A 25,306-nucleotide genomic window follows, 5' to 3' on the forward strand; every position below is an offset into this window, starting at 1 on the left:
AGGCAGAAGAATAAAGCCGAGAGGCGAGAATTAAGAAGTCTTAATAAGTGAACTCGAGATTCATTTGACGAAAGTTGAAGAAAGAAGCGGAGACAGTTATTGAGCATCAAACTTTAAATTGAAGAGTTTGATCATGGCTCAGATTGAACGCTGGCGGCAGGCTTAACACATGCAAGTCGAACGGTAACAGTGTAGAGCTTGCTTTACAGCTGACGAGTGGCGGACGGGTGAGTAATGTATGGGAATTTGCCGAATGGAGGGGGACAACAGTTGGAAACGACTGCTAATACCGCATAAAGTTGAGAGACCAAAGGGTGGGATCGCAAGACCACTCGCCATTTGATGAGCCCATATGGGATTAGCTAGTTGGTAGGGTAAAGGCTTACCAAGGCGACGATCTCTAGCTGGTCTGAGAGGATGACCAGCCACACTGGAACTGAGACACGGTCCAGACTCCTACGGGAGGCAGCAGTGGGGAATATTGCACAATGGGGGGAACCCTGATGCAGCCATGCCGCGTGTGTGAAGAAGGCCTTCGGGTTGTAAAGCACTTTCGGTGAGGAGGAAGTAATTACATGAATAGTGTAAATTATTGACGTTACTCACAGAAGAAGCACCGGCTAACTCCGTGCCAGCAGCCGCGGTAATACGGAGGGTGCGAGCGTTAATCGGAATGACTGGGCGTAAAGGGCATGTAGGCGGATAATTAAGTTAGGTGTGAAAGCCCTGGGCTCAACCTAGGAATAGCATTTAAAACTGGTTAACTAGAGTATTGTAGAGGAAGGTAGAATTCCACGTGTAGCGGTGAAATGCGTAGAGATGTGGAGGAATACCGGTGGCGAAGGCGGCCTTCTGGACAGATACTGACGCTGAGATGCGAAAGCGTGGGGAGCAAACAGGATTAGATACCCTGGTAGTCCACGCTGTAAACGATGTCGATTTGGAGTTTGTTGCCTAGAGTGATGGGCTCCGAAGCTAACGCGATAAATCGACCGCCTGGGGAGTACGGCCGCAAGGTTAAAACTCAAATGAATTGACGGGGGCCCGCACAAGCGGTGGAGCATGTGGTTTAATTCGATGCAACGCGAAGAACCTTACCTGGTCTTGACATCCACAGAATCTTGCAGAGATGTGAGAGTGCCTTCGGGAACTGTGAGACAGGTGCTGCATGGCTGTCGTCAGCTCGTGTTGTGAAATGTTGGGTTAAGTCCCGCAACGAGCGCAACCCTTATCCTTTGTTGCCAGCACGTAGAGGTGGGAACTCAAAGGAGACTGCCGTTGATAAAGCGGAGGAAGGTGGGGACGACGTCAAGTCATCATGGCCCTTACGACCAGGGCTACACACGTGCTACAATGGCGTATACAAAGGGAAGCGACCTCGCGAGAGCAAGCGGACCTCATAAAGTACGTCTAAGTCCGGATTGGAGTCTGCAACTCGACTCCATGAAGTCGGAATCGCTAGTAATCGTGAATCAGAATGTCACGGTGAATACGTTCCCGGGCCTTGTACACACCGCCCGTCACACCATGGGAGTGGGTTGCACCAGAAGTAGATAGCTTAACCTTCGGGAGGGCGTTTACCACGGTGTGATTCATGACTGGGGTGAAGTCGTAACAAGGTAACCGTAGGGGAACCTGCGGTTGGATCACCTCCTTACGAAGACCTTGCAAGTGTTCACACAGATTGTTTGTTGAAGAAGAAGCACACTTTATTGGGTCTGTAGCTCAGGTGGTTAGAGCGCACCCCTGATAAGGGTGAGGTCGGTGGTTCAAGTCCACTCAGACCCACCATAATCACTTATGGTGAACATCAGTAAAGTGAGTATGGGGCTATAGCTCAGCTGGGAGAGCGCCTGCCTTGCACGCAGGAGGCCAGCGGTTCGATCCCGCTTAGCTCCACCATTGAATGCTTCTTTGAATATTATCTGAGTATTAATGTCTATATGGTATAGGGGTTAATAGTGAGATAAAGCTCTTTAAAAATTAGGAACAAGCTGAAAGAAACGAGTTCTCGGCTTATGATATGTTAGGTGAGAGCCTAAAGTATGATAAGAAGAGAAGAAAGCGTAACTGAGACAACTGCGAGTTGTAAGGTTAAGAAATTAAGCGTACACGGTGGATGCCTAGGCAATCAGAGGCGAAGAAGGACGTGTTAATCTGCGAAAAGCGACGGTGAGCTGATAAAGTGCGTTGAGCCGTCGATGTCCGAATGGGGAAACCCAATGTAGGAGACTACATTATTGTCTAATGAATAAATAGTTAGACAAGGCGAACCGGGAGAACTGAAACATCTAAGTACCCCGAGGAAAAGAAATCAACCGAGATCCCCCGAGTAGCGGCGAGCGAAAGGGGGTCAGCCCAAAGCGGGTAGCTTAAGGTATTAGTGGAAGCGTCTGGAAAGTCGCACGAAAGAGGGTGAAAGTCCCGTACACGAAAGTACTTTAAGTGGAAGCTTGAAGAGTAGAGCGGGACACGAGAAATCCTGTTTGAAGAAGGGGGGACCATCCTCCAAGGCTAAATACTCCTGATTGACCGATAGTGAACCAGTACCGTGAGGGAAAGGCGAAAAGAACCCCGGGAGGGGAGTGAAATAGACCCTGAAACCGTGTACGTACAATCAGTGGGAGCATAATTAAGGTTATGTGACTGCGTACCTTTTGTATAATGGGTCAGCGACTTATATTCTGTAGCAAGGTTAACCGAATAGGGGAGCCGAAGGGAAACCGAGTATTAACTGTGCGAATAGTTGCAGGGTATAGACCCGAAACCCGGTGATCTAGCCATGGGCAGGTTGAAGGTTGGTTAACACTAACTGGAGGACCGAACCGACTAATGTTGAAAAATTAGCGGATGACCTGTGGCTGGGGGTGAAAGGCCAATCAAACCGGGAGATAGCTGGTTCTCCCCGAAAGCTATTTAGGTAGCGCCTCATGAGTAACTGTTGGGGGTAGAGCACTGTTTCGGCTAGGGGGTCATCCCGACTTACCAACCCGATGCAAACTCCGAATACTGACAAGTTTAATCATGGGAGACACACGGCGGGTGCTAACGTTCGTCGTGAAGAGGGAAACAACCCAGACCGCCAGCTAAGGTCCCAAAGTCATAGTTAAGTGGGAAACGAAGTGGGAAGGCTTAGACAGCTAGGATGTTGGCTTAGAAGCAGCCATCATTTAAAGAAAGCGTAATAGCTCACTAGTCGAGTCGGCCTGCGCGGAAGATGTAACGGGGCTAAAACTATGCACCGAAGCTGCGGCAGCGACAGAAATGTTGTTGGGTAGGGGAGCGTTCTGTAAGCCGTAGAAGGTGTGTTGTGAGGCATGCTGGAGGTATCAGAAGTGCGAATGCTGACATAAGTAACGATAAAGCGGGTGAAAGGCCCGCTCGCCGGAAGACCAAGGGTTCCTGTCCAACGTTAATCGGGGCAGGGTGAGTCGACCCCTAAGGAGAGGCTGAGAGGCGTATCTGATGGGAAACGGGTTAATATTCCCGTACTGTGTATAACTGCGAAGGGGGGACGAAGAAGGCTAGGTTTACCACCTATTGGATGGTGGGTTAAGCATGTAGGCGAGTGATTAGGCAAATCCGGTCACTGAAACGCTGAGGTGTGATGACGAGGTGCTAAGGCACTGAAGTAATTGATGCCCTGCTTCCAGGAAAAGCCTCTAAGCTCTAGGTTATAGACAATCGTACCCGAAACCGACACAGGTGGTCAGGTAGAGAATACTAAGGCGCTTGAGAGAACTCGGGTGAAGGAACTAGGCAAAATGGTGCCGTAACTTCGGGAGAAGGCACGCTGATATTAATTGAAATCCCATGCGGACGTAGGTGAAATCAGTCGAAGATACCAGCTGGCTGCAACTGTTTAATAAAAACACAGCACTCTGCAAACACGAAAGTGGACGTATAGGGTGTGACGCCTGCCCGGTGCTGGAAGGTTAATTGATGGGGTTATCCGCGAGGAGAAGCTCTTGATCGAAGCCCCAGTAAACGGCGGCCGTAACTATAACGGTCCTAAGGTAGCGAAATTCCTTGTCGGGTAAGTTCCGACCTGCACGAATGGCGTAATGATGGCCAGGCTGTCTCCACCCGAGACTCAGTGAAATTGAAATTGCCGTGAAGATGCGGTGTACCCGTGGCAAGACGGAAAGACCCCGTGAACCTTTACTATAGCTTGACAGTGAGCATTGAGCCTTAATGTGTAGGATAGGTGGGAGGCATAGAAGTATGTACGCCAGTATGTATGGAGCCGACCTTGAAATACCACCCTTTAATGTTTGATGCTCTAACCTATACTTCTGAATCGAGGTAAGGGACACTGTCTGGTGGGTAGTTTGACTGGGGCGGTCTCCTCCCAAAGAGTAACGGAGGAGCACGAAGGTTAGCTAATCCTGGTCGGACATCAGGAGGTTAGTGCAATGGCAAAAGCTAGCTTGACTGCGAGAGTGACGGCTCGAGCAGATACGAAAGTAGGTCATAGTGATCCGGTGGCACTGAATGGAAGGGCCATCGCTCAACGGATAAAAGGTACTCCGGGGATAACAGGCTGATTCCGCCCAAGAGTTCATATCGACGGCGGAGTTTGGCACCTCGATGTCGGCTCATCACATCCTGGGGCTGAAGTAGGTCCCAAGGGTACGGCTGTTCGCCGTTTAAAGTGGTACGCGAGCTGGGTTTAGAACGTCGTGAGACAGTTCGGTCCCTATCTGCCATGGGCGTAGGAAAATTGAGAGGGTTTGCTTCTAGTACGAGAGGACCGAAGTGAACGCACCGCTGGTGTTCGGGTTGTGATGCCAATTGCATTGCCCGGTAGCTACGTGCGGAATAGATAAGTGCTGAAAGCATCTAAGTACGAAACTAGCCTTGAGATGAGTTTTCCCTAATGAGAATTAGTAAGGTCCGTTTAAGACTAAGACGTAGATAGGTCAGGTGTGTAAGTGTAGTGATACATTGAGCTAACTGATACTAATGAACCGAGAGTCTTAACCTTACAACTCGGAGTTGTTTGGAGCGCGAGAAGAATTTAGCTTGAGCCTAATGAGAAGCTAGCGAGAGTTAGTTGAAGAAGAGAGACAGGATATGTCTGGCGGTAAGAGCGCGGTGGTCCCACCTGACCCCATGCCGAACTCAGAAGTGAAACGCCGTAGTGCCGATGGTAGTGTGGGTATTACCCATGTGAGAGTAGGGAGCCGCCAGACTTTTTATTTTAAATTTATATTATTGACATATAATAAGATAGTATATACACACTAAATACGGTGGAGCGGTAGTTCAGTTGGTTAGAATACCTGCCTGTCACGCAGGGGGTCGCGGGTTCGAGCCCCGTCCGTTCCGCCACCTTATTTAGGGGCGTAGTTCAATTGGTAGAGCACCGGTCTCCAAAACCGGGTGTTGGGAGTTCGAGCCTCTCCGCCCCTGCCACATAAAATATCACTTTCCGCATTAAATTTAGCCAGTCAGTTGCATCAAAACCTAAAAATCAAAAAAAAATGTTTACAGATTTATTGTCTTAATTATAATTTTGCCGAAATACTTTTCACCATATAGAGGATATAAAATGTCTGAAAGTTTTTTAAGTCAACAACGTTTTTTTGATAATAAAAATTATCCTAGAGGTTTTTCTCGTCATGGTGATTTTACCATTAAAGAATCTCAGCTTTTGGAAAAGCATGGAATTGCTTTCAAAGAACTTGATAATGAAACACGTGAACCCGTTACTAGTGAAGAAAAAGCATTTGTAGCTGTGTGTAAAGGTAAATGTGAACCAACAACAGATAGTGAAAAAGTGTGGATAAAATATTTATCACGGATTAATAAACCTAAACGTTTTCATACTTTGTCGGGCGGTAAACCACAAGTCGATATTAACGATGATTTTATTGATAATGACGAATAGGCTATTATCCGATATTTTTATGTAAATTAATAAGTAACCTATCCATAGAACGATAACTTAACGCTTCAGCGATGTGTTTTCGTTCTATTTTTTTTGCTTGTTCAAGATCAGCAATAGTTCTAGACACTTTTAATATACGGTGCCATGCACGGGCGGATAAACCCAATTTAATTAAAGCTTGTTCTAAATATTCATTATCTTCCGTCGATAAATTACAATATAGCTGAATTTCATTTGCATTTAATTGACTATTTAATTTATTCGCACGTTCAAATTGTATTAATCTAGTTTGTGCTATCCTCAATTTTACATTTTTGGTGGATTCGGCTTTTTTATTTTTTTGGCTTAATGCGCCTTTTGGTAATAAAGGGACTTCTATAGAAATATCAAATCTATCTAAAAAGGGACCGGAGAGCCTATTTAAATAACGAATGACTTGTTGAGGTGAGGTTCTATTATGTGTACCTTGGTAATGCCCTGTTGGGCTAGGATTCATTGCTGCAATAAGTTGGAATTTAGCAGGAAAACGTATTTTAGCATTCGCTCTAGATATAATAATTTCACCTGATTCAATAGGCTCTCGTAACGCATCTAAGACTTTTCGATTAAATTCTGGTAATTCATCTAGAAATAATACTCCATTATGAGCTAATGATATTTCTCCTGGTTTTGGGATAGTACCGCCTCCAACTAAGGCTGCACTCGAAGCACTATGATGAGGAGCTCTAAATGGTCTTTTACGCCAATTTTTTATAGAGCCTGTATGATTAACTAGGCTTGTAATCGATGCCGTTTCTAATGATTCTTCATCGTTTAATACAGGTAATAATGTAGTTAATCGGGTAGCTAACATTGTTTTTCCTGTACCTGGCGGTCCTATCAATAAAAGATTATGTCCTCCTGCAGCAGCAATTTCTAATGCTCTTTTTGCATGTTCCTGCCCGATGATATCATCAAGATCTGTTAACTCATCATCTACATCGTGAAATTCTCTAAATTCAATCTTTTCTAGTTTAATTTCATTATGAAGATATTGACACAATTCCAATAAATTTTTTGTGATTAATGTATTGGTTTGGTGTATTAAAGAAATCTCAGATTGGTTATCAATTGATATAATTAATGTTCTATTCTTTTTTTGGGATGCGATCGAAGCAGGAATAGCACCTTTAACCGATCGAATTTCTCCAGAGAGAGCTAATTCTCCTAAAAATTCATAGTATAGAAGGTTATCTGTAGGAATTTGTTCTGTAGCAGCTAAAATAGCAATGGCAATAGGTAAATCAAAGCGACTGCCTTCTTTAGGTAAATCTGCTGGAGAAAGATTTACAGTTATTCTTTTGGCTGGAAAAGTAAAACCACTATTTAAAATAGCACTTCTGACACGATCTTTGGCTTCTTTCACAGTAGCTTCTGGTAAACCTACAAGTACAAAACTAGGCATTCCATTACTAATATGAACTTCTACATTGATTTGTGGTGCTTGAATGCCAATAGAAGCACGAGTATAAACAATAGCAAGTGACATAATTTATTTTTGAATAAATGAGAGATAAGAATAAGATAAAGCAAATTTTAAACGATTGACTAAAAAAAATTAATATTGAGATTAAGATCTCAATATTAATTAATCTGTTACAAAAATTAAACTAGTGGTTTAATTTCATTTTATTAATAAATAATGTAATAAAAAATAATAATGTATTACTTAAGACAACAGAAGGTCCTGTTGGTGTATCATAAAATCCTGAAAATAGTAAACCTAATACAATTGAAATCATTCCTATCAAAATAGCTAGAATTGCCATCATTTCAGGCGATTTAGCATAAAATTTGGCGGTTGCTGCAGGGATAATTAAAAGAGAGGTTATAATAAGAGCTCCGACAAATTTCATTGAAATTCCTATAGTCAATGCTAATATTAAGGTCAGTAAAAGTTTAGTCAGTTTAATATTTACACCATTACTAAAAGCAAGTGCTTCATTAACAGTAATAAATAAAAAATCATTCCAACGCCATATCAAAATAATACCGACGAATAAAATGCAAATTAAAATATGGATAACATCTCCAAATGAAACCGATAATAAATCTCCAAATAAATATCCCATTAAATCAATACGTACATCTTTCATTAAACTAATGACAACCAAACCTAGTGAAAGAGCGCTATGTGCTAAGATGCCTAGTAGTGTATCGATGGGAAGCTGTTTTTGTGATTCTAACCAAATTAGACCAATGGCTAAAATTAGTGTAACAAAGATCACTGCATAAAATAGATTAATATGAAATAAAAATCCAAAAGCGACGCCTAATAAAGCAGCATGTGATAAGGTGTCACCAAAATAAGACATTCGGCGCCAAACAACAAAGGTACCTAATGGGCCAGAAATAAGAGTTAAGCATAGCCCAGCTAGTAAAGAAGGAAGAAGTAATTCAATCATTATTTTCACCTTTACCGAAATTAGGCAAAGAAATATGCCGTTTTATCGGGTTATTTTTAATAGAATCATGTTGATGATTATGGTGATGTTGATAAACAGCTATTTGTTTTGCACCTTTTTCTCCAAAAAGCGAAATAAAGGCCGGATCATTTGAAACTTTTGCCGGGGTTCCGGAACAACAGATATGATGATTTAAACAAATAACTTCATCAGTTTTTGCCATGACTAAATGTAAATCATGAGAAACCATAAATACACCACATTGAAATTCTGCTTTTGCCTCGGCTATTAAATCATAGAGTAATACTTGTCCATTTATATCTACTCCTTGCGTTGGTTCATCTAAAATCAATAATTTAGGGCGTTTAGCGAGAGCTTGAACTAATAATATACGTTGTAATTCACCACCAGATAATTGCTGCATAGGTTTATTTATCAAATGTTTAGCTCTAACCGAATCTAGGATTGTTAAAATATCTTTATTATTTATGTGTTTATTTAATTGAATAAAACGTTTTACTGTAATAGGTAATGCGGGATTTAAATTAATAGCTTGAGGAACATAGCCAATAGTCAAATTGGGCTCTCTATCAATAGTACCCGATGATGGAGCTTGTAATCCTAGGATAACTTTAACTAATGTTGACTTCCCTGCACCATTTGGACCAAGTAATGTTATGATTTCATTAGCATTTATTTTGACTGATATATTATATAATATTTTCTGATGATTTAATTCTACAGAAATATTATTTAATGAGATTAATGGAGGCATTGAACTTGCACCTTGAATATGAAAGATATATGTTATAATATAACAATTAATAAATAGAATTCTAGTATACTATATAAAATTTAGGTGAGCAGATGGTAAATAATCGACAAAAGAAATTTTATAATTTTTATATGATTTTGCTTAAATTCGTTTCGTTACTATTAATTAGTAGTTTTGTTTTTACAGCTAAAGCAACAATAGTTACCTCTGTTAAACCTATCGGATTCATTACTGAAGCAATTGCATCAGGAGTAACGGATACATATATTTTACTACCTGACGGTAGTTCACCTCATACTTATTCATTGAAACCCTCGGATCTTACTAAAATCAAATCAGCAGAGCTAATTATTTGGATTGGTAAAGATATGGAAACTTTTATGCCGACGGTTTTAAAAAATATTGATCCAAGGAAACAATTAGAATTAATAACATTACCTGAAATTAAACCTTTACTTAGATCGGGGCATATTCATACTGCTGATGACCATGACCATGACCATGACCATGACCATGACCATGACCATGACCATGACCATGACCATGACCATGACCATGACCATGACCATAGTACTTATGATGAACATATTTGGCTTTCGCCTACTATCGCAAAAATTATTGCTCAAGCAATACGTGACAAATTAATTATTTTATATCCTCAACAACGCGATTTGATCGATCAAAATCTAAACGAATTTGATGTAAAATTAAATGAGATAGAACAAATTATTGCAAAAAAATTAAAACCGATTCAGAATAAGGGCTATTTTGTTTTTCATGATGCTTTTGGATATTTTGAGTCATATTTTAATTTAAAAAATCTCGGAAATTTTACTATTAATCCATCAATCCAACCTGGATTAAAAAGGATTTATGAAATTCAAAAAGAATTAAAAGAAAAAAAAGCAGTATGTGTTTTTACAGAACCGCAATTTAATTCTGCCGTTGTTTATAAAATAACGGATGGAACAGATGTTCATATCGGTGAATTGGAACCATTAGGGATTGGTATATCACCAACAAAAGAGGCTTATTCTCAATTTTTATTAAATATTACACAAAAATTGTTGAACTGTTTAGATGAATAATGAAAATCTAAAATTTCATAGAAATATAATCTTTTTAATTAAAAGATTAGCAAAAATATTTTTATAACTTTTTTAGAAAATATAGAGTATTATTCGGTCTCTTTGATGATAAATGGAAATAGATTATAATTAAGGTTTATTTTGGAACAGCAAAAAGTATCATTTAATATTGAAAAAAATAATTATCGAACTACCTACTTTTCAATATTGGGTGTTCTTATTATTATCGTTTCATTTTCTTTCTTATGGCGCCCCTTAAATCTTGAACGCACGGAATATCTTCCATTAAATACTCAAGTACAAACAACAGTTATAGACAATCGATCTCTTGGCGATAATGTACATATCGAAATTGTAGATGAAAAAACTAAAGAAGCGGCAATAACTGAATCATCAGATATTCCTGAAGATGATATTGTTAAAGATGAATTAGATGATATTATTGATGATAAAGCAAATACTATTCAATATACAATAGAACGTGGTGATAATTTACATGATATTTTAGTCCGTAATAATGTTAATCGGAATGATATTTATCAATTAACTAATAAGTTTAAACAATTGGCTAATCTCCGGATAGGTCAACAAATTAGTTGGACTACCGATGATGAAAATAATTTATTATCTTTTAATTGGACGGTTTCTAACAACAATATCCGAATTTTTGAAAAATCCGAAAATACATTTATTGAAAGCACGGAAGCGATTAAAATTACATCTAAGAATGTCATTTTGCAAGGGGAAATTACAAATAGTTTTGTTGTAGATGCTCGTCGAAGTGGGTTGTCAGTTAATGAAATTGCAGTTATTACAAAAGCATTACAATGGAAACTTGATTTTAAACGCTTGCAAATGGGTGATAAATTTATTGCCGTTTTAGTTCGAGATATGACTGGAAATCGTATTGTTAATAGTCAATTGTTAGGTGTGCGCATCAAAAATGGTAACAAGGATTATTATGCCATTTTGGCAGATGATGGACAATTTTACGATATTAATGGTGCTAGTTTATCGAAGAGTTTCTTACGCTATCCTTTAGCTCGTATGGCTCGAATTTCATCCCCATTTAATCCGACCCGTCTCCATCCTGTCACTAAAGTTATCAGCCCACATAAAGGTGTTGATTTTGCTGTTTCACGCGGTACTCCTGTATTTTCAGTTGGTGATGGGGAAGTTGTTATAGCGAAGTATAGTGGCTCTGCTGGTAACTATATTGCTATTCGTCATGGTCGACAATATATGACTACTTATATGCATTTAGACAAAATCTTAGTAAAAACAGGTCAACACGTTAAACAAGGCGATAAAATAGGTTTATCAGGTAATACGGGGCGTTCAACAGGCCCGCATTTACATTTTGAATTGCATATTAATAATAAACCTGTTGATCCATTAAAAGCAGCATTACCTATATCAGAAGGTTTAACGGGTAAGTCGAAAACTGCTTTTATGTCAAAAGTAAAACAAATTCAAACACAACTTAGTTTTTAATCATAACTTGTTTTATTATTTATTGTCTTTAATTTAACGGATATAAGATATATTCCTTCTTGAAGAAGGAATTTGAACATTATTTTTGTCTTAAGTCGGCTAATCGCTAAATGATATTTTAACTAACTTAGAACGCCTTTTTAAAATTATGTTATTATAAGACAATTTTTAATCGATTGTCCGTGCTAGGTAAAGTTTGAAAAAGTCTGTAAAATCTTCTAAAAAAAGCCCTTCTCACAAAAAGCGTTCTAAAACAAAACCTTCTAACAAGAGGCGATTTTGGGCTTTAATCTTGAAAATCTTTATTGTATTACTTGCGATATTAATCATATATGGTATTTATCTTGATCAACAAATTAGAGAAAAAATTGATGGTAATGTATGGGAATTACCCGCAGCGGTATATGGACAAATTATCGATCTTGAGCTTGATAGTGACTATAATTTAAGTGATATTGTTGCAATCTTGAAAGGTGCTCAATATAGACAACAAGTTAATAAAATAACGAGACCTGGCGAATTTATTGTTCATGGAAATGATATTGAAATTTATAGGCGTCCTTTTACGTTTCCAGATGGAGAAGAGCAAGCGTTTAAAGTAAAAATTACTTTCCATCAAAATAGAATTGATAATATTATCAATTTAGAGACAGGGCGTAATTTTGGTTTATTAAAGATTGATCCTAAATTAATCACAATGCTTCATTCACCTAATGGCGAGCAAAGGCTTTTTGTTTCTTTAAAATCATTTCCCGATTCTTTAATTAAAACACTTATTGCGACGGAAGATAAAAGATTTTATGAACATGATGGTATTAGCTTTTATTCAATTGCTCGAGCTATTTTTGTAAATCTTACAACTGGTCGTACAGAAGGTGGAAGCACCTTAACGCAACAAACTGTTAAAAATCTTTTTTTAACGAATGAACGTAGTTTACAACGTAAGCTCCGCGAAGCTTTGATGGCTATCATTTTAGATGCTCGCTATAGTAAAGAACGAGTTTTAGAACTTTACCTTAATGAGGTATATTTAGGGCAAAGTAATGGTGAAGAAATTCATGGTTTTCCACTAGCAAGTTTATATTATTTTGGTCGGCCAGTGAATGAATTGACTTTAGACCAGCAAGCTGTTTTAGTCGGAATGGTTAAAGGAGCCTCGATCTATAATCCTTGGACACAACCAGAACGTGTTATTGAACGTCGAAATGTAGTTTTAAAGCTTATTCGAGATCAAGGAATTATTGATGATGAACTATTCACCTTATTAAGTAACAAACCTCTCGCTGTCTTACCAAAAGGTGGGGTCATTTCTCCACAACCTGCATTTATGCAAATTGTACGGAGTGAACTAAGAAAACAACTTGGTGATGAAGCGAACCATCTTTCAGGTATGAAAATATTTACCACATTTGATCCTGTCATACAAGCAGCTGCAGAGCAAGCCATTACTCATCAGATAAACATTTTACGCAAAAAAACAAATAAAGATCTACAAACAGCAATGGCTGTTGTTAGTCGTGAGACTGGTGAAATTCGTGCGATTATAGGTAGCGCAGATCCATCTTATGCCGGTTATAATCGTGCTTGGTTAATGAGACGAGCAATAGGTTCACTTGCTAAACCTTCAACTTATTTAACGGCACTTAGCCATCCTGATAAGTATCAACTTAATACTTGGTTGGATGATAATCCTTTATCAATAAAAATTGATAAAAATAACTATTGGGAACCTCGTAATGCTGATAGAAAATATCGAGGACAAGTTATGTTAGTTGATGCTTTAGCCAATTCGTTAAATATTCCAACTGTAAATTTAGGGATAGCTGTAGGATTAAATGCTTCTAAGAATACATTACAAGCTTTGGGAATCGGGGTTGATCATATTCCTAATTTACTATCTCGACTTCTTGGAGTAATAGAACTTACCCCTATTGAGACTGCTCAAATGTTTCAAACAATAACAAATAATGGAAAGCGTGCACCATTATCTATTTTACGTTTTGTATTAAGTGAAAAAGGTGAACTTGTCTATCAAAATTATCCTCAACAATTTCAAACCGTATCGAAACAAGCTGCTTATTTAACGACATTTGCATTACAGCAAAGTGTAGAAAACGGTACATCTCGCGCTTTAAAAGCAAGTTATGGTTCATTTAATTTAGCTGCGAAAACCGGAACAACTAATGATGGACGTGATAGTTGGTTTGCTGGTATTGATGATAAAAATGTAAGTATAATTTGGGTGGGATTTGATGATCAAACACCGATGAAATTAAGCGGTGCCACAGGTTCATTAAGAATTTATGATGAATTTTTACAATATAATCCACCTAAAAATTTAAATCTTCCGATTCCTGAAAATGTATTTATGTTGCCTATAGATGAAAAAGGTCAGTGGCAATGTCAGGGTAATGGTATACGGATTCTACCTGTATGGACAACTAATCCAAAAAGTCTTTGTTTGAATCAACAACCTGTCAGTAATCAAAATATAGCACCCGATTGGGTTACTGAAATGTTATCTCATTAAGTGAGCTAAATATGCCTGAATTACCAGAAGTTGAAACTACATTACAAGGTATTAAACCTTATTTACAAGGAAACAATATTCAAAATATTATTGTGCGCCAACCTCAATTAAGATGGAGGATTACAAATGATATAGAACAAGCACAAGGTCAAACCATAATCTCTATTACAAGACGTGCAAAATACCTAATTATTAAATTATCGAAGAATTATATAGTTATTCATTTAGGAATGTCCGGACGATTACATATTTTAACTTCGCATAAACCTTCGGAAAAACATGATCATGTTGATTTGGTTTTAGCAAATGGTACTGTATTGCGTTATACTGATCCAAGGCGTTTTGGTGCATGGCTATGGGGGAATACTCTTGAAGATATTTCGCAATTAAATCATTTAGGGCCTGAGCCTTTAAGTAATGATTTTTCTGCTGTTTATATGTTTAATAAGGCTAAAAATCGAAGAGTGCCTATAAAAACTTGGATTATGGATAATCATATTGTGGTTGGTGTAGGTAATATTTACGCTTCTGAATCATTGTTTATGGCAAAAATTAATCCATTACGCGCAACTAATTCTCTGACATTAGATGAGTTTGAAACATTAACAATGGCAATAAAACGAGTACTTATTAAAGCAATCGAACAAGGTGGTACAACACTAAAAGATTTTTTCCAATCTAATGGAAAACCAGGATATTTTGCTCAGCAATTACAAGTTTATGGGCGATTTAATCAACCTTGTTATAATTGTGGCACAAAAATAAAAGCTATAAAAATAGCACAGCGAAATACATTTTATTGTGATACGTGCCAAAAATAAATTATGAAGAGTTGTTTAAAGTTAAAATTCAAAATATGAGTTCAATGATCGATTTTTATATAAAAATAATTAAGAAAAATTTCATCTTTATTATCTTTATATCGATTTTCAGCTTAACTATTTCAATTAAATCATCTACAAAATTATCTTAAACCATTTAATTAAAACAAATTGATATAATTTTCAACATTATGTCATTTAAATATTCTTAAGCGAGTAGTATTCCTACTTATTTTCCTCAATTTTATGAGCAAAAGCTATGCAAGCTAATATTCTTTAATGTAGATAATGTTTGAATAAAAAATTATTCTCTATCAAATTAAATTTCACACTGTTTAGATTGCATACTGATTAATAGCTGATACATAGGACCAACAATGAGGTGTGAATTAACATGATTTTTTATATAAAGTTGGATGGTTGACGTAAAATAATCAGATCAGATATTATTATTGAGCATCTACTACACAAATCGTTATCAGTATACCATAACATGGTAAGTTACTTTTTAACTTAATAAGGAAGCTATTATGCAAGCTATGCAATATAAAATTATATTACCTGATAATTATGACATGGGAATAATAAAAGAAAGAATTAGATTAAATGGAAATAAAACAGATAAATTTCAAGATTTATTATTTAAAGCCTATTTAATCACTGAAACAAATAAAGGAGATATAGAGAATAGTTACTCTCCACTTTATGTTTGGAAACAGACTGATGGTATGACAAAATTTATATTCAATGGGTTTTATGATAATATCCTTGATTCTTTTGGTTGGCAAAATATTGAAATAGGCATTACGGCATTTATCGATTTAACTGAATCTTTCTCTAAAAGTAAATATTTGCTAGAGCAATATTTTGATATCCCACAACAAAAATCGTTAAATAATTTCAATTTTAAATCTGAAAAATCTCCTAACGAATTAGGAAGCGTGATTATTTATAATCCTGATAAATGGAAATTCGCAAAATTTACTTTTTTTGATCATAAACCATCTGTAATAGGTCAAAACGAAAAAACGTATGAAGTTTTACATTTATCGTTAGATAAATGATTAATATAATGATGTAAATTGTTATTTTATATAAAAAATGGATTAGCCCCTCAAGTCACTTGGAAACTGAGCCAATAATTTGACTTAAAGGATTATCTTTTATAAAAAAATAAACCTCGAAAAATCGAGGTTTATTCTTAATCAAAATATTTTTGATAAAGGGCATCAATTGATGCCCTTTATATTCAGGCTAATTTGCTAATTATTTGATTACCTTAGCAACAACACCGGCACCAACAGTACGTCCACCTTCACGAATCGCAAAACGTAATCCGTCTGCCATCGCAATTGGATGAATTAAGCTTACTGTCATTTTGATGTTATCGCCTGGCATTACCATTTCTACACCTTCAGGTAATTCAATTGTACCTGTTACGTCTGTTGTACGGAAATAGAATTGTGGACGGTAACCTTTGAAGAATGGAGTATGACGTCCACCTTCTTCTTTACTTAAAATATAAACTTCTGATTCAAAATCGGTATGTGGTGTGATTGAACCCGGTTTTGCTAGTACTTGACCACGTTCGATGTCTTCACGTTTTGTACCACGTAATAATACACCAACGTTTTCACCCGCACGACCTTCGTCTAATAATTTACGGAACATTTCAACACCTGTACAAGTTGTTTTCGTCGTCGGTTTAATACCCACGATTTCAACTTCATCACCTACTTTGATAATTCCGCGCTCTACACGTCCTGTTACAACGGTTCCGCGTCCTGAAATTGAGAATACGTCTTCAATTGGTAATAAGAATGGTTTATCAATATCACGCTCTGGCTCTGGGATATAAGTATCTAAAGCTTCTGCTAATTCTACAATTTTGTCTTCCCATTGGGCTTCGCCTTCTAACGCTTTTAACGCCGAACCACGGATAATTGGGGTATCATCACCTGGGAAGTCATATTGCGTTAGAAGATCACGCACTTCCATCTCAACTAATTCTAATAACTCTTCGTCATCTACCATATCACATTTATTTAAAAATACGATGATGTAAGGAACACCTACTTGGCGACCTAATAAGATGTGTTCACGAGTTTGTGGCATTGGACCATCTGTTGCTGCAACTACTAGAATTGCACCATCCATTTGAGCCGCACCGGTGATCATGTTTTTAACATAGTCAGCATGGCCTGGGCAGTCAACGTGTGCATAGTGACGCGTTGGAGTGTCATATTCGACGTGTGATGTGTTGATGGTGATACCACGTGCTTTTTCTTCTGGTGCATTATCGATCTGATCGAATGCACGAGCTTGACCACCATATTTTTTAGCAAGTACTGAAGTAATTGCTGCTGTTAAAGTTGTTTTACCATGGTCAACGTGGCCGATTGTACCTACGTTAACGTGCGGTTTTGTACGTTCAAATTTTTCTTTAGACATCTTAATTGTTCCTTAATTAAATCACTTCCCTTATTTACTTTTAAAAAAGGGACGTGAATTTATATAAAATTATTTAGCTTTACGCGCTTCAATAATTGCAGTTGCAATATTAGTTGGTGCTTCATTGTACTTCAAAAACTCCATTGAGTATGAAGCACGTCCTTGTGTTTGTGAACGCAAGTCTGTCGCATAACCAAACATTTCAGAAAGTGGAACTTGTGCTTTAACTGTTTTACCAGTAGCAGTATCTTCCATTCCTTCAATCATTCCACGGCGACGATTTAAGTCACCAATTACATCACCCATATAGTCTTCTGGTGTTTCAACTTCAACTTTCATGATTGGTTCTAAAAGTACAGGTTTTGCTTTCATAAAGCCTTCTTTAAACGCCATTGAACCTGCAATTTTAAATGCCATTTCTGATGAGTCGACATCATGATAAGAACCATCAAAGATAGTGACTTCAACATCAACGATTGGGTAACCAGCAAGAACACCATTCTTCATTTGTTCTTGACAACCTTTATCAACTGCTGGAATGTATTCTTTAGGAACAACACCACCAACAATTTCATTGTTGAATTTGTAACCTTCGCCACCTGATTCAAGAGGTTTAATCTTCAACCATACATGACCATATTGACCACGTCCACCTGATTGACGAACAAATTTACCTTCTTGTTCAACTGCATTACGAATCGTTTCACGATAAGCAACTTGCGGTTTACCAACATTAGCTTCAACTTTAAATTCACGTTTCATACGGTCAACGATGATTTCTAAGTGCAGTTCACCCATACCTGAAATAATAGTTTGTCCTGATTCTTCATCAGTGTGAACTCGGAAAGATGGATCTTCTTGAGCTAAACGTCCTAATGCAAGTCCCATTTTTTCTTGGTCTGCTTTAGTTTTTGGTTCAACAGCAACAGAAATTACTGGTTCAGGGAATTCCATTCTTTCAAGAATGATTGGTGCACTTTCAGCACAAAGGGTATCACCTGTTGTGACATCTTTAAGACCAATTGCTGCAGCAATATCCCCAGCTCGAACTTCTTTAATTTCTTCACGTTTATTAGCGTGCATTTGTACAATTCGACCAAAACGTTCTTTTTTATCTTTAACAGAATTAAGAACTGTATCGCCTGAATTAACCACACCTGAATAAACACGGAAAAATGTTAAATTACCGACGAATGGGTCAGTTGCAATTTTAAATGCTAATGATGAAAAAGGTTCGTCATCACTTGAATGACGTTCAGCAGCTTCACCATTAGGTAATTCACCTTTAATAGCTGGTACGTCAGTCGGCGCAGGCAAATATTCAACGACTGCATCAAGCATAAATTGAACACCTTTATTTTTAAATGCGCTACCACAAGTAACAAGAATGATTTCATTAGCAAGTACGCGATCACGTAATGCTTTTTTGATTTCTTCTTCAGTTAATTCTTCGCCACCAAGGTATTTTTCCATTAACTCTTCACTGGATTCAGCTGCCGCTTCAATCAAGTTTGCACGCCATTCTTCAACTTGATCTGCCATATCTGCAGGAACATCTTCATATGTAAATGTTACGCCTTGATCAGCTTCATTCCAGTTAATCGCTTTGCGTTTAATTAAATCGACGACACCAGTAAATTCTTCTTCAGCACCGATAGGTAATACTAAAGGAACAGGAGTCGCAGCTAAACGTGTTTTGATTTGATCGACAACACGTAAGAAATTAGCACCCATTCGGTCCATTTTATTAACAAAAGCAATTCGTGGAACATGATATTTATTTGCTTGACGCCATACAGTTTCTGATTGAGGTTGTACCCCACCAACTGCACAATAAACCATTACAGCGCCATCAAGTACACGCATTGAACGTTCAACTTCGATAGTAAAATCAACGTGACCTGGGGTATCGATGATATTTACACGATGTGGTTCAAACTGTTTTCCCATTCCAGACCAGAATGCTGTTGTTGCGGCAGAAGTGATGGTAATACCACGTTCTTGTTCTTGTTCCATCCAGTCCATGGTAGCGGCACCATCATGAACTTCACCAATTTTATGACTAACACCTGTATAAAATAAAATACGTTCAGTAGTTGTTGTTTTACCGGCGTCAATGTGAGCACTAATACCAATATTACGATAACGTGCTATGGGGGTTGTACGAGCCATTTTAATCCTCTATTTAGAATCGTTTGTCATAAATCATTTAGTAGTGTCTGATAGCGTTTACCACTATCAGAAAATTTCAAGCTATAAAAATAACTTTCTTATTACCAACGATAGTGTGCAAACGCTCTATTAGCTTCAGCCATACGATGAACATCTTCACGTTTTTTAACGGCAGTACCTTTGTTTTCAAAAGCATCCATTAGTTCATTGGCTAAGCGTAAAGCCATTGATTTATCACCGCGTTTACGTGCAGCATCTACAATCCAACGCATTGCAAGTGCGTTACGACGAACAGGACGCACTTCAACAGGTACTTGGTAAGTAGAACCACCAACACGGCGAGATTTAACTTCTACAGTAGGTCTAACATTATCTAAAGCAACTTCAAAAGCGGCTAAGTGGTCTTTACCACTTCGCTCAGCTAATTTATCAAGAGCTGAATATACAATTGTTTCTGCGATAGATTTTTTACCATCTATCATTAAGATATTGACGAATTTCGCCAGTAAATCTGAACCGAATTTCGGATCAGGAAGAATTTTTCTTTGACCAACAACATGACGACGTGGCATTGGAATACTCCGTTTATATGTTATAAATTTTCAGGTTTACCCAAAACTCAAATGAGTTATATGGAATTATAGTTTGGCCTTACTTAACGGGTTTCCATTAAGCTTTAGGACGTTTAACACCGTATTTAGAACGGCTTTGTTTACGATCTTTAACGCCAGCACAGTCTAATGCACCACGTACGGTATGATAACGAACACCAGGTAGATCTTTAACACGACCACCACGGATTAAAATCACGCTATGCTCTTGTAGGTTATGACCTTCACCACCAATGTATGATGTAACTTCAAAGCCGTTAGTTAAACGCACACGACAAACTTTACGTAATGCAGAATTTGGTTTTTTCGGTGTAGTTGTGTAAACACGAGTACAAACACCGCGTTTTTGCGGGCATGCTTCAAGTGCAGGAACATTACTTTTTGCTTCCTTTACTGCTCTTGGTTTGCGTACCAGCTGATTAATTGTTGCCATTAATAAGCTCCTGATTAATTAAAATAAATTTAAAATTGCTTTTTAGATACGTAATTAATAACTGTAGTTCCCAAAACTATATATGTATTATATAGAACTTTTGGGTCGCAAGATTCTAGACCTGAAAGCAGTGATTGTCAAGTGTAAGCTATTATTCTAGGAAAAGGCTTATTAATTGGAGCAATAATATTTTAATGAAAATTCTTTGTTGTCTATTTGGATTTATAAGCTAATTAACCCTTGCAATAGATGATTATTTAAGTATAATTGACCGCACTTTGCTTATTGGTAAGTTAATAAGTAAATTAAAAAGATATAAAAACATCTATTTTTTATATCAACAATACTCCCGATATGGGAGTTACGAAAAAGGAACGGATTACACTCTCCTGTCAATCGCAACAGGATAAGAGTAGTGATCTTTTGTTATAACTTTTAAATAGTGGAGTTTTGGTCCATGTCGAACCAAAGAATCCGTATCCGGTTAAAAGCATTTGATCATCGTTTGATTGATCAATCAACTGCTGAAATTGTAGAAACTGCGAAGCGCACTGGTGCGCAAGTTCGTGGTCCTATTCCATTACCGACACGCAAAGAGCGTTTTACAGTATTGATTTCTCCGCATGTTAATAAAGACGCGCGTGATCAATATGAAATTCGCACTCATAAACGTCTAGTTGATATTGTTGAACCAACTGAAAAAACAGTTGATGCTTTAATGCGTCTAGATCTTGCTGCCGGTGTTGATGTGCAGATCAGTTTAGGTTAATCCTAACTGAATGATTGAGAGGTCGAAACAATGATTGGTTTAATCGGTCGTAAAGTAGGAATGACTCGCATCTTTACAGAAGATGGTATATCTATTCCTGTCACCGTTGTAGAAATTCAAAGCAACCGCATTACTCAAGTTAAAACACTTGAAAATGATGGTTATCAAGCTATTCAGGTTACTACTGGCGCTAAAAAAGCAAGTCGCGTAACAAAACCTGAAGCAGGTCATTTTGCTAAGGCTGGCGTTGAAGCTGGTCGTGGTTTATGGGAATTCCGTTTTGAAGAAGGCGAATTTTCTGTAGGTCAAAGCATTAACGTTGATATCTTCACTGACGTTAAAAAAGTTGATGTTACTGGTACATCTAAGGGTAAAGGATTCGCAGGCGTTACTAAACGTTGGAATTTCCGTACCCAAGATGCAACTCATGGTAACTCTTTGGCACACCGTGGTCATGGCTCTATTGGTCAAAACCAAACTCCGGGTAAAGTGTTCAAAGGTCGTAAGATGGCAGGTCACCTAGGTAATGAACGCGTAACCGTTCAAAATCTTGATATTGTCCGCGTAGATGCTGAACGTAACCTTTTATTAATAAAAGGTGCAGTACCAGGTGCGATCAATAGTGATCTAATTGTTAAACCAGCAATCAAGGCTTAACGTCGGGGAGATAGAGATGGAATTAGTAGTAAAAGACGCGCAAGCGCTTTCTGTTTCCGAAACTACCTTCGGACGTGAGTTTAATGAAGCGTTAGTCCACCAAGTTGTTGTTGCTTATGCGGCTGCGGCTCGTCAAGGATCTCGCGCACAAAAAACTCGTGCTGAAGTTGCAGGTTCAGGCAAAAAGCCATGGCGTCAAAAAGGTACAGGTCGCGCTCGTTCAGGTTCTATTAAGAGCCCAATTTGGCGTAGCGGTGGTGTAACATTTGCAGCAAAACCACAAGATCATAGCCAAAAAGTTAACCGTAAAATGTATCGCGGTGCATTAAAAAGTATTTTCTCTGAATTAGTGCGTCAAGAACGTTTAATTGTAGTTGAATCATTTACTGTTGAAGCACCAAAGACTAAATTATTAACTCAAAAATTGAATGATATGAACCTTAATGATGTTCTTATTATTTCAACTGAAGTTGATGAAAATCTTTTCTTAGCAGCACGCAACTTATATAAAGTTGATGTACGTGATGTAGCAGGTATTGATCCAGTTAGTTTGATTGCATATGAGAAAGTGGTTATCACTGTAGATGCTGTTAAACAAATAGAGGAGATGTTAGCATGATCCGTGAAGAACGTCTGCTTCAAATCCTGCGTGCACCACATGTTTCTGAAAAAGCATCAGTATCGATGGAAAAAACTAATACATTAGTAATGAAAGTTGCTAAAGATGCTACTAAGAGAGAAATTAAAGCCGCAGTTGAACAACTATTTGAAGTTAAAGTAGATGATGTTAATACTCTTATCGTTAAAGGTAAGGTTAAACGTCGTGGTCAACAAATCGGTCGCCGTAGCGACTGGAAAAAAGCTTACGTTACTTTAGCAGAAGGTCAAAATATAGACCTTGCTGGCGTCGCTGAGTAATTCGGAGGAGTAAGAACAATGGCAGTTGTTAAATGTAAACCTACATCTCCGGGTCGTCGCCACGTTGTTAAAGTGGTTAACCCAGAGTTGCATAAAGGTAAACCTTATGCACCATTGCTTGATGCAAAAAGCAAAACTGGTGGTCGTAACAATAATGGTCGCATCACCACTCGTCATATCGGTGGTGGTCACAAACAACATTATCGTATTGTTGACTTTAAACGTAACAAAGATAGTATTCCAGCAATTGTTGAACGTTTGGAATATGATCCAAATCGCAGTGCAAATATTGCCTTAGTATTATATAAAGATGGTGAACGTCGTTATATTTTAGCTCCAAAAGGCTTAAAAGCAGGTGATCAGATCCAATCTGGTGTTGATGCATCTATTAAAACAGGTAACTGTTTACCGATGCGTAATATTCCAGTCGGTTCTACCGTTCATAATATTGAAATGAAACCAGGTAAGGGCGGTCAACTTGCTCGTTCTGCTGGTAGTTATGTTCAAATCATTGCGCGTGACGGTGCTTATGTCACATTACGTTTACGTTCTGGCGAAATGCGCAAAGTATTAGCTGATTGCCGTGCCACTATTGGTGAGGTGGGTAATTCAGAACATATGCTTCGCGTATTAGGTAAAGCGGGTGCTTCACGTTGGCGTGGTATTCGTCCTACTGTTCGTGGTACAGCAATGAACCCGGTAGACCATCCACATGGTGGTGGTGAAGGTCGTAACTTTGGTAAACATCCTGTGTCTCCATGGGGGCAAAAAGCCAAAGGATTGAAAACACGTAGCAACAAACGTACTGATAAGTATATTGTTCGCCGTCGTAATAAAAAATAATTAATTTAATATAGAGGATTAGCTATGCCACGTTCTCTCAAGAAGGGTCCTTTCATTGACCTACACTTGCTGAAGAAGGTAGAGAAAGCGGTGGAAAGCGGGGACAAGAAACCAATTCGTACTTGGTCCCGTCGTTCAACGATCTTTCCTAACATGATCGGTTTGACCATCGCTGTCCATAATGGTCGTCAGCACGTTCCAGTTTATGTTTCCGACGAAATGGTTGGTCATAAATTGGGTGAATTCGCGCCGACTCGTACTTATCGCGGTCACGCAGCTGATAAGAAAGCTAAGAAGAAATAAGTAGGAGAAAGAGATGGAAACAATTGCAAAATATCGCCACGCTCGTTCTTCTGCACAGAAAGTTCGCTTAGTTGCAGATCTTGTTCGCGGTAAGAATGTGTCTCAGGCACTGGATATTTTAACGTACACCAACAAAAAAGCGGCTGTACTTGTAAAAAAAGTATTAGAATCTGCTATTGCTAATGCAGAGCATAACGATGGTGCTGATATTGATGATCTGAAAGTTGCGAAAATATTCGTAGATGAAGGCCCAACCATGAAGCGTATTATGCCTCGTGCAAAAGGTCGTGCAGATCGAATTTTGAAGCGTACGAGTCACATCACCGTGATCGTTTCAGATCGCTAGGCTGGAGAATAGCAATGGGTCAAAAAGTAAATCCAAATGGTATCCGACTAGGTATTGTTAAGCCTTGGACATCTACATGGTATTCGGGTACAAAAACATTCGCTGATAATTTAGAAAGTGATTTTAGAGTTCGTCAATTCTTAAATAAAGAATTAGCGCAAGCATCAATCTCTAAGATTGTCATCGATCGTTCAGCAGAAACTAATGTTCGCATTACTATTTATACTGCTCGTCCGGGTATTGTAATTGGTAAAAAAGGCGAAGATGTTGAAAAATTACGTAATGCCGTAGCGTCTATTGTCAATAAATATAAAGACAAAAAAGAGAAACGTGATGTTGCTGTGCAAATTAATATTGCTGAAGTTCGCAAACCAGAACTTGATGCTAAATTAGTTGCGGATAGTATCACTTCTCAATTAGAGCGTCGTGTTATGTTCCGTCGTGCCATGAAACGTGCGGTGCAAAATGCAATGAAAGCGGGTGCTAAAGGTATCAAAGTGGAAGTAAGTGGACGCCTTGGTGGAGCTGAAATTGCTCGCTCTGAATGGTATCGTGAAGGTCGTGTTCCTTTACATACTTTACGAGCTGATATCGACTATGGAGTGTCTGAAGCACTAACTACCTATGGTATTATTGGTGTTAAAGTGTGGATCTTCAAAGGTGAGATCCTTGGTGGAATGGCTGCCGTTGAACAAGCAGAGAAACAACCTGCTGCTCAACCGAAAAAGCCGCGCAAAGGCCGTAAATAAGGAGCGTCG

General features: G+C 38.1%; 21 protein-coding genes, 4 tRNA genes and 3 rRNA genes. 21 read left to right on the forward strand and 7 right to left on the reverse strand.

The window, feature by feature from the left end:
- Window positions 1-115 precede the first annotated feature (115 nt).
- The 8 genes from ACSYSW_RS01675 to ACSYSW_RS01710 all read left to right on the forward strand — a co-directional run bounded on the left by ACSYSW_RS01675 (window position 116) and on the right by ACSYSW_RS01710 (window position 5,893).
- Window positions 116-1,657 (forward strand): 16S ribosomal RNA (locus ACSYSW_RS01675).
- Between the two features lie 57 nt (window positions 1,658-1,714).
- Window positions 1,715-1,791, forward strand: a tRNA-Ile gene (locus tag ACSYSW_RS01680).
- A gap of 35 nt (window positions 1,792-1,826) precedes the next feature.
- A tRNA-Ala gene (locus ACSYSW_RS01685) sits at window positions 1,827-1,902 on the forward strand.
- A gap of 190 nt (window positions 1,903-2,092) precedes the next feature.
- A 23S ribosomal RNA gene (locus ACSYSW_RS01690) occupies window positions 2,093-4,987 on the forward strand.
- Window positions 4,988-5,079: 92 nt separating this feature from the next.
- A 5S ribosomal RNA gene (gene rrf, locus ACSYSW_RS01695) occupies window positions 5,080-5,195 on the forward strand.
- The 16S, 23S and 5S rRNA genes sit together here with 4 tRNA genes alongside, the layout of an rRNA operon.
- A 62-nt stretch (window positions 5,196-5,257) precedes the next feature.
- Window positions 5,258-5,334, forward strand: a tRNA-Asp gene (locus ACSYSW_RS01700).
- 8 nt (window positions 5,335-5,342) lie between these two features.
- Window positions 5,343-5,418, forward strand: a tRNA-Trp gene (locus ACSYSW_RS01705).
- A gap of 136 nt (window positions 5,419-5,554) precedes the next feature.
- A complete protein-coding gene (locus tag ACSYSW_RS01710) occupies window positions 5,555-5,893 on the forward strand; it encodes a MaoP family protein (protein WP_491704992.1) in 339 nt (112 codons plus the stop codon).
- Between the two features lie 4 nt (window positions 5,894-5,897).
- Here the strand turns inward: ACSYSW_RS01710 and ACSYSW_RS01715 are convergent, their stop codons facing one another.
- From ACSYSW_RS01715 to znuC, 3 genes are all read right to left on the reverse strand, one after another.
- Window positions 5,898-7,421: a YifB family Mg chelatase-like AAA ATPase gene (locus ACSYSW_RS01715; protein WP_491704991.1), complete on the reverse strand. Its 1,524-nt coding sequence runs from the start codon at window positions 7,419-7,421 to the stop codon at window positions 5,898-5,900.
- A gap of 121 nt (window positions 7,422-7,542) precedes the next feature.
- Entirely contained in the window at window positions 7,543-8,337 is a 795-nt protein-coding gene (znuB, locus tag ACSYSW_RS01720; protein WP_491704990.1) for a zinc ABC transporter permease subunit ZnuB, read from the reverse strand.
- Window positions 8,330-9,112, reverse strand: a complete 783-nt coding sequence (gene znuC, locus ACSYSW_RS01725; RefSeq protein WP_491704989.1) for a zinc ABC transporter ATP-binding protein ZnuC — start codon at window positions 9,110-9,112, stop codon at window positions 8,330-8,332. The genes znuB and znuC overlap by 8 nt, the downstream gene beginning before the upstream one ends.
- A 92-nt stretch (window positions 9,113-9,204) precedes the next feature.
- On the opposite strand from znuC, the gene znuA reads away from it, so the two are divergent.
- From znuA to ACSYSW_RS01750, 5 genes are all read left to right on the forward strand, one after another.
- Window positions 9,205-10,200, forward strand: coding sequence for a zinc ABC transporter substrate-binding protein ZnuA (gene znuA / locus ACSYSW_RS01730; protein WP_491706277.1), 996 nt, complete (start codon window positions 9,205-9,207; stop codon window positions 10,198-10,200).
- A gap of 141 nt (window positions 10,201-10,341) precedes the next feature.
- On the forward strand, window positions 10,342-11,694 hold the full coding sequence (gene mepM / locus ACSYSW_RS01735; RefSeq protein ID WP_491704987.1) for a murein DD-endopeptidase MepM: 1,353 nt from the start codon (window positions 10,342-10,344) through the stop codon (window positions 11,692-11,694).
- A 196-nt stretch (window positions 11,695-11,890) separates the two neighbouring features.
- Window positions 11,891-14,224, forward strand: coding sequence for a bifunctional glycosyl transferase/transpeptidase (mrcB, locus tag ACSYSW_RS01740; protein WP_491704986.1), 2,334 nt, complete (start codon window positions 11,891-11,893; stop codon window positions 14,222-14,224).
- An 11-nt stretch (window positions 14,225-14,235) separates the two neighbouring features.
- On the forward strand, window positions 14,236-15,045 hold the full coding sequence (mutM, locus tag ACSYSW_RS01745) for a bifunctional DNA-formamidopyrimidine glycosylase/DNA-(apurinic or apyrimidinic site) lyase (protein ID WP_491704985.1): 810 nt from the start codon (window positions 14,236-14,238) through the stop codon (window positions 15,043-15,045).
- Between the two features lie 530 nt (window positions 15,046-15,575).
- Window positions 15,576-16,109, forward strand: coding sequence for a DUF4865 family protein (locus ACSYSW_RS01750; protein WP_491704984.1), 534 nt, complete (start codon window positions 15,576-15,578; stop codon window positions 16,107-16,109).
- A gap of 202 nt (window positions 16,110-16,311) precedes the next feature.
- Here ACSYSW_RS01750 and tuf read toward each other — a convergent pair whose 3' ends face one another.
- From tuf to rpsL, 4 genes are all read right to left on the reverse strand, one after another.
- Window positions 16,312-17,496 carry an elongation factor Tu gene (gene tuf / locus ACSYSW_RS01755; protein WP_491704983.1) on the reverse strand — a complete coding sequence of 395 codons (1,185 nt, stop codon included), beginning with the start codon at window positions 17,494-17,496 and terminating at the stop codon, window positions 16,312-16,314.
- 69 nt (window positions 17,497-17,565) lie between these two features.
- Window positions 17,566-19,668: an elongation factor G gene (fusA, locus tag ACSYSW_RS01760; RefSeq protein ID WP_491704982.1), complete on the reverse strand. Its 2,103-nt coding sequence runs from the start codon at window positions 19,666-19,668 to the stop codon at window positions 17,566-17,568.
- A gap of 101 nt (window positions 19,669-19,769) precedes the next feature.
- A complete protein-coding gene (gene rpsG, locus ACSYSW_RS01765) occupies window positions 19,770-20,240 on the reverse strand; it encodes a 30S ribosomal protein S7 (protein ID WP_491704981.1) in 471 nt (156 codons plus the stop codon).
- 97 nt (window positions 20,241-20,337) lie between these two features.
- Window positions 20,338-20,712, reverse strand: a complete 375-nt coding sequence (rpsL, locus tag ACSYSW_RS01770; RefSeq protein WP_491704980.1) for a 30S ribosomal protein S12 — start codon at window positions 20,710-20,712, stop codon at window positions 20,338-20,340.
- 457 nt (window positions 20,713-21,169) lie between these two features.
- Between rpsL and rpsJ the strand changes: the two genes are divergently transcribed.
- From rpsJ to rpsC, 8 genes are read left to right on the forward strand one after another with little or no spacing between them, the layout of a single operon-like run.
- Window positions 21,170-21,481, forward strand: coding sequence for a 30S ribosomal protein S10 (gene rpsJ / locus ACSYSW_RS01775; protein WP_006120582.1), 312 nt, complete (start codon window positions 21,170-21,172; stop codon window positions 21,479-21,481).
- Between the two features lie 30 nt (window positions 21,482-21,511).
- Window positions 21,512-22,138, forward strand: a complete 627-nt coding sequence (rplC, locus tag ACSYSW_RS01780; protein ID WP_491704979.1) for a 50S ribosomal protein L3 — start codon at window positions 21,512-21,514, stop codon at window positions 22,136-22,138.
- Between the two features lie 16 nt (window positions 22,139-22,154).
- Window positions 22,155-22,757, forward strand: coding sequence for a 50S ribosomal protein L4 (gene rplD, locus ACSYSW_RS01785; RefSeq protein ID WP_491704978.1), 603 nt, complete (start codon window positions 22,155-22,157; stop codon window positions 22,755-22,757).
- On the forward strand, window positions 22,754-23,056 hold the full coding sequence (rplW, locus tag ACSYSW_RS01790; protein ID WP_491704977.1) for a 50S ribosomal protein L23: 303 nt from the start codon (window positions 22,754-22,756) through the stop codon (window positions 23,054-23,056). Before rplD ends, rplW begins: the two co-directional genes overlap by 4 nt.
- A gap of 18 nt (window positions 23,057-23,074) precedes the next feature.
- On the forward strand, window positions 23,075-23,899 hold the full coding sequence (gene rplB / locus ACSYSW_RS01795) for a 50S ribosomal protein L2 (RefSeq protein WP_491704976.1): 825 nt from the start codon (window positions 23,075-23,077) through the stop codon (window positions 23,897-23,899).
- A 24-nt stretch (window positions 23,900-23,923) separates the two neighbouring features.
- Window positions 23,924-24,202, forward strand: coding sequence for a 30S ribosomal protein S19 (rpsS, locus tag ACSYSW_RS01800; RefSeq protein ID WP_024496505.1), 279 nt, complete (start codon window positions 23,924-23,926; stop codon window positions 24,200-24,202).
- A gap of 13 nt (window positions 24,203-24,215) precedes the next feature.
- Window positions 24,216-24,548: a 50S ribosomal protein L22 gene (gene rplV, locus ACSYSW_RS01805; protein WP_034947997.1), complete on the forward strand. Its 333-nt coding sequence runs from the start codon at window positions 24,216-24,218 to the stop codon at window positions 24,546-24,548.
- Window positions 24,549-24,562: 14 nt separating this feature from the next.
- Window positions 24,563-25,297, forward strand: coding sequence for a 30S ribosomal protein S3 (gene rpsC / locus ACSYSW_RS01810; RefSeq protein WP_491704975.1), 735 nt, complete (start codon window positions 24,563-24,565; stop codon window positions 25,295-25,297).
- The last annotated feature ends 9 nt before the right edge of the window (window positions 25,298-25,306 follow it).

The organism is Gilliamella sp. ESL1225, assembly GCF_058502635.1.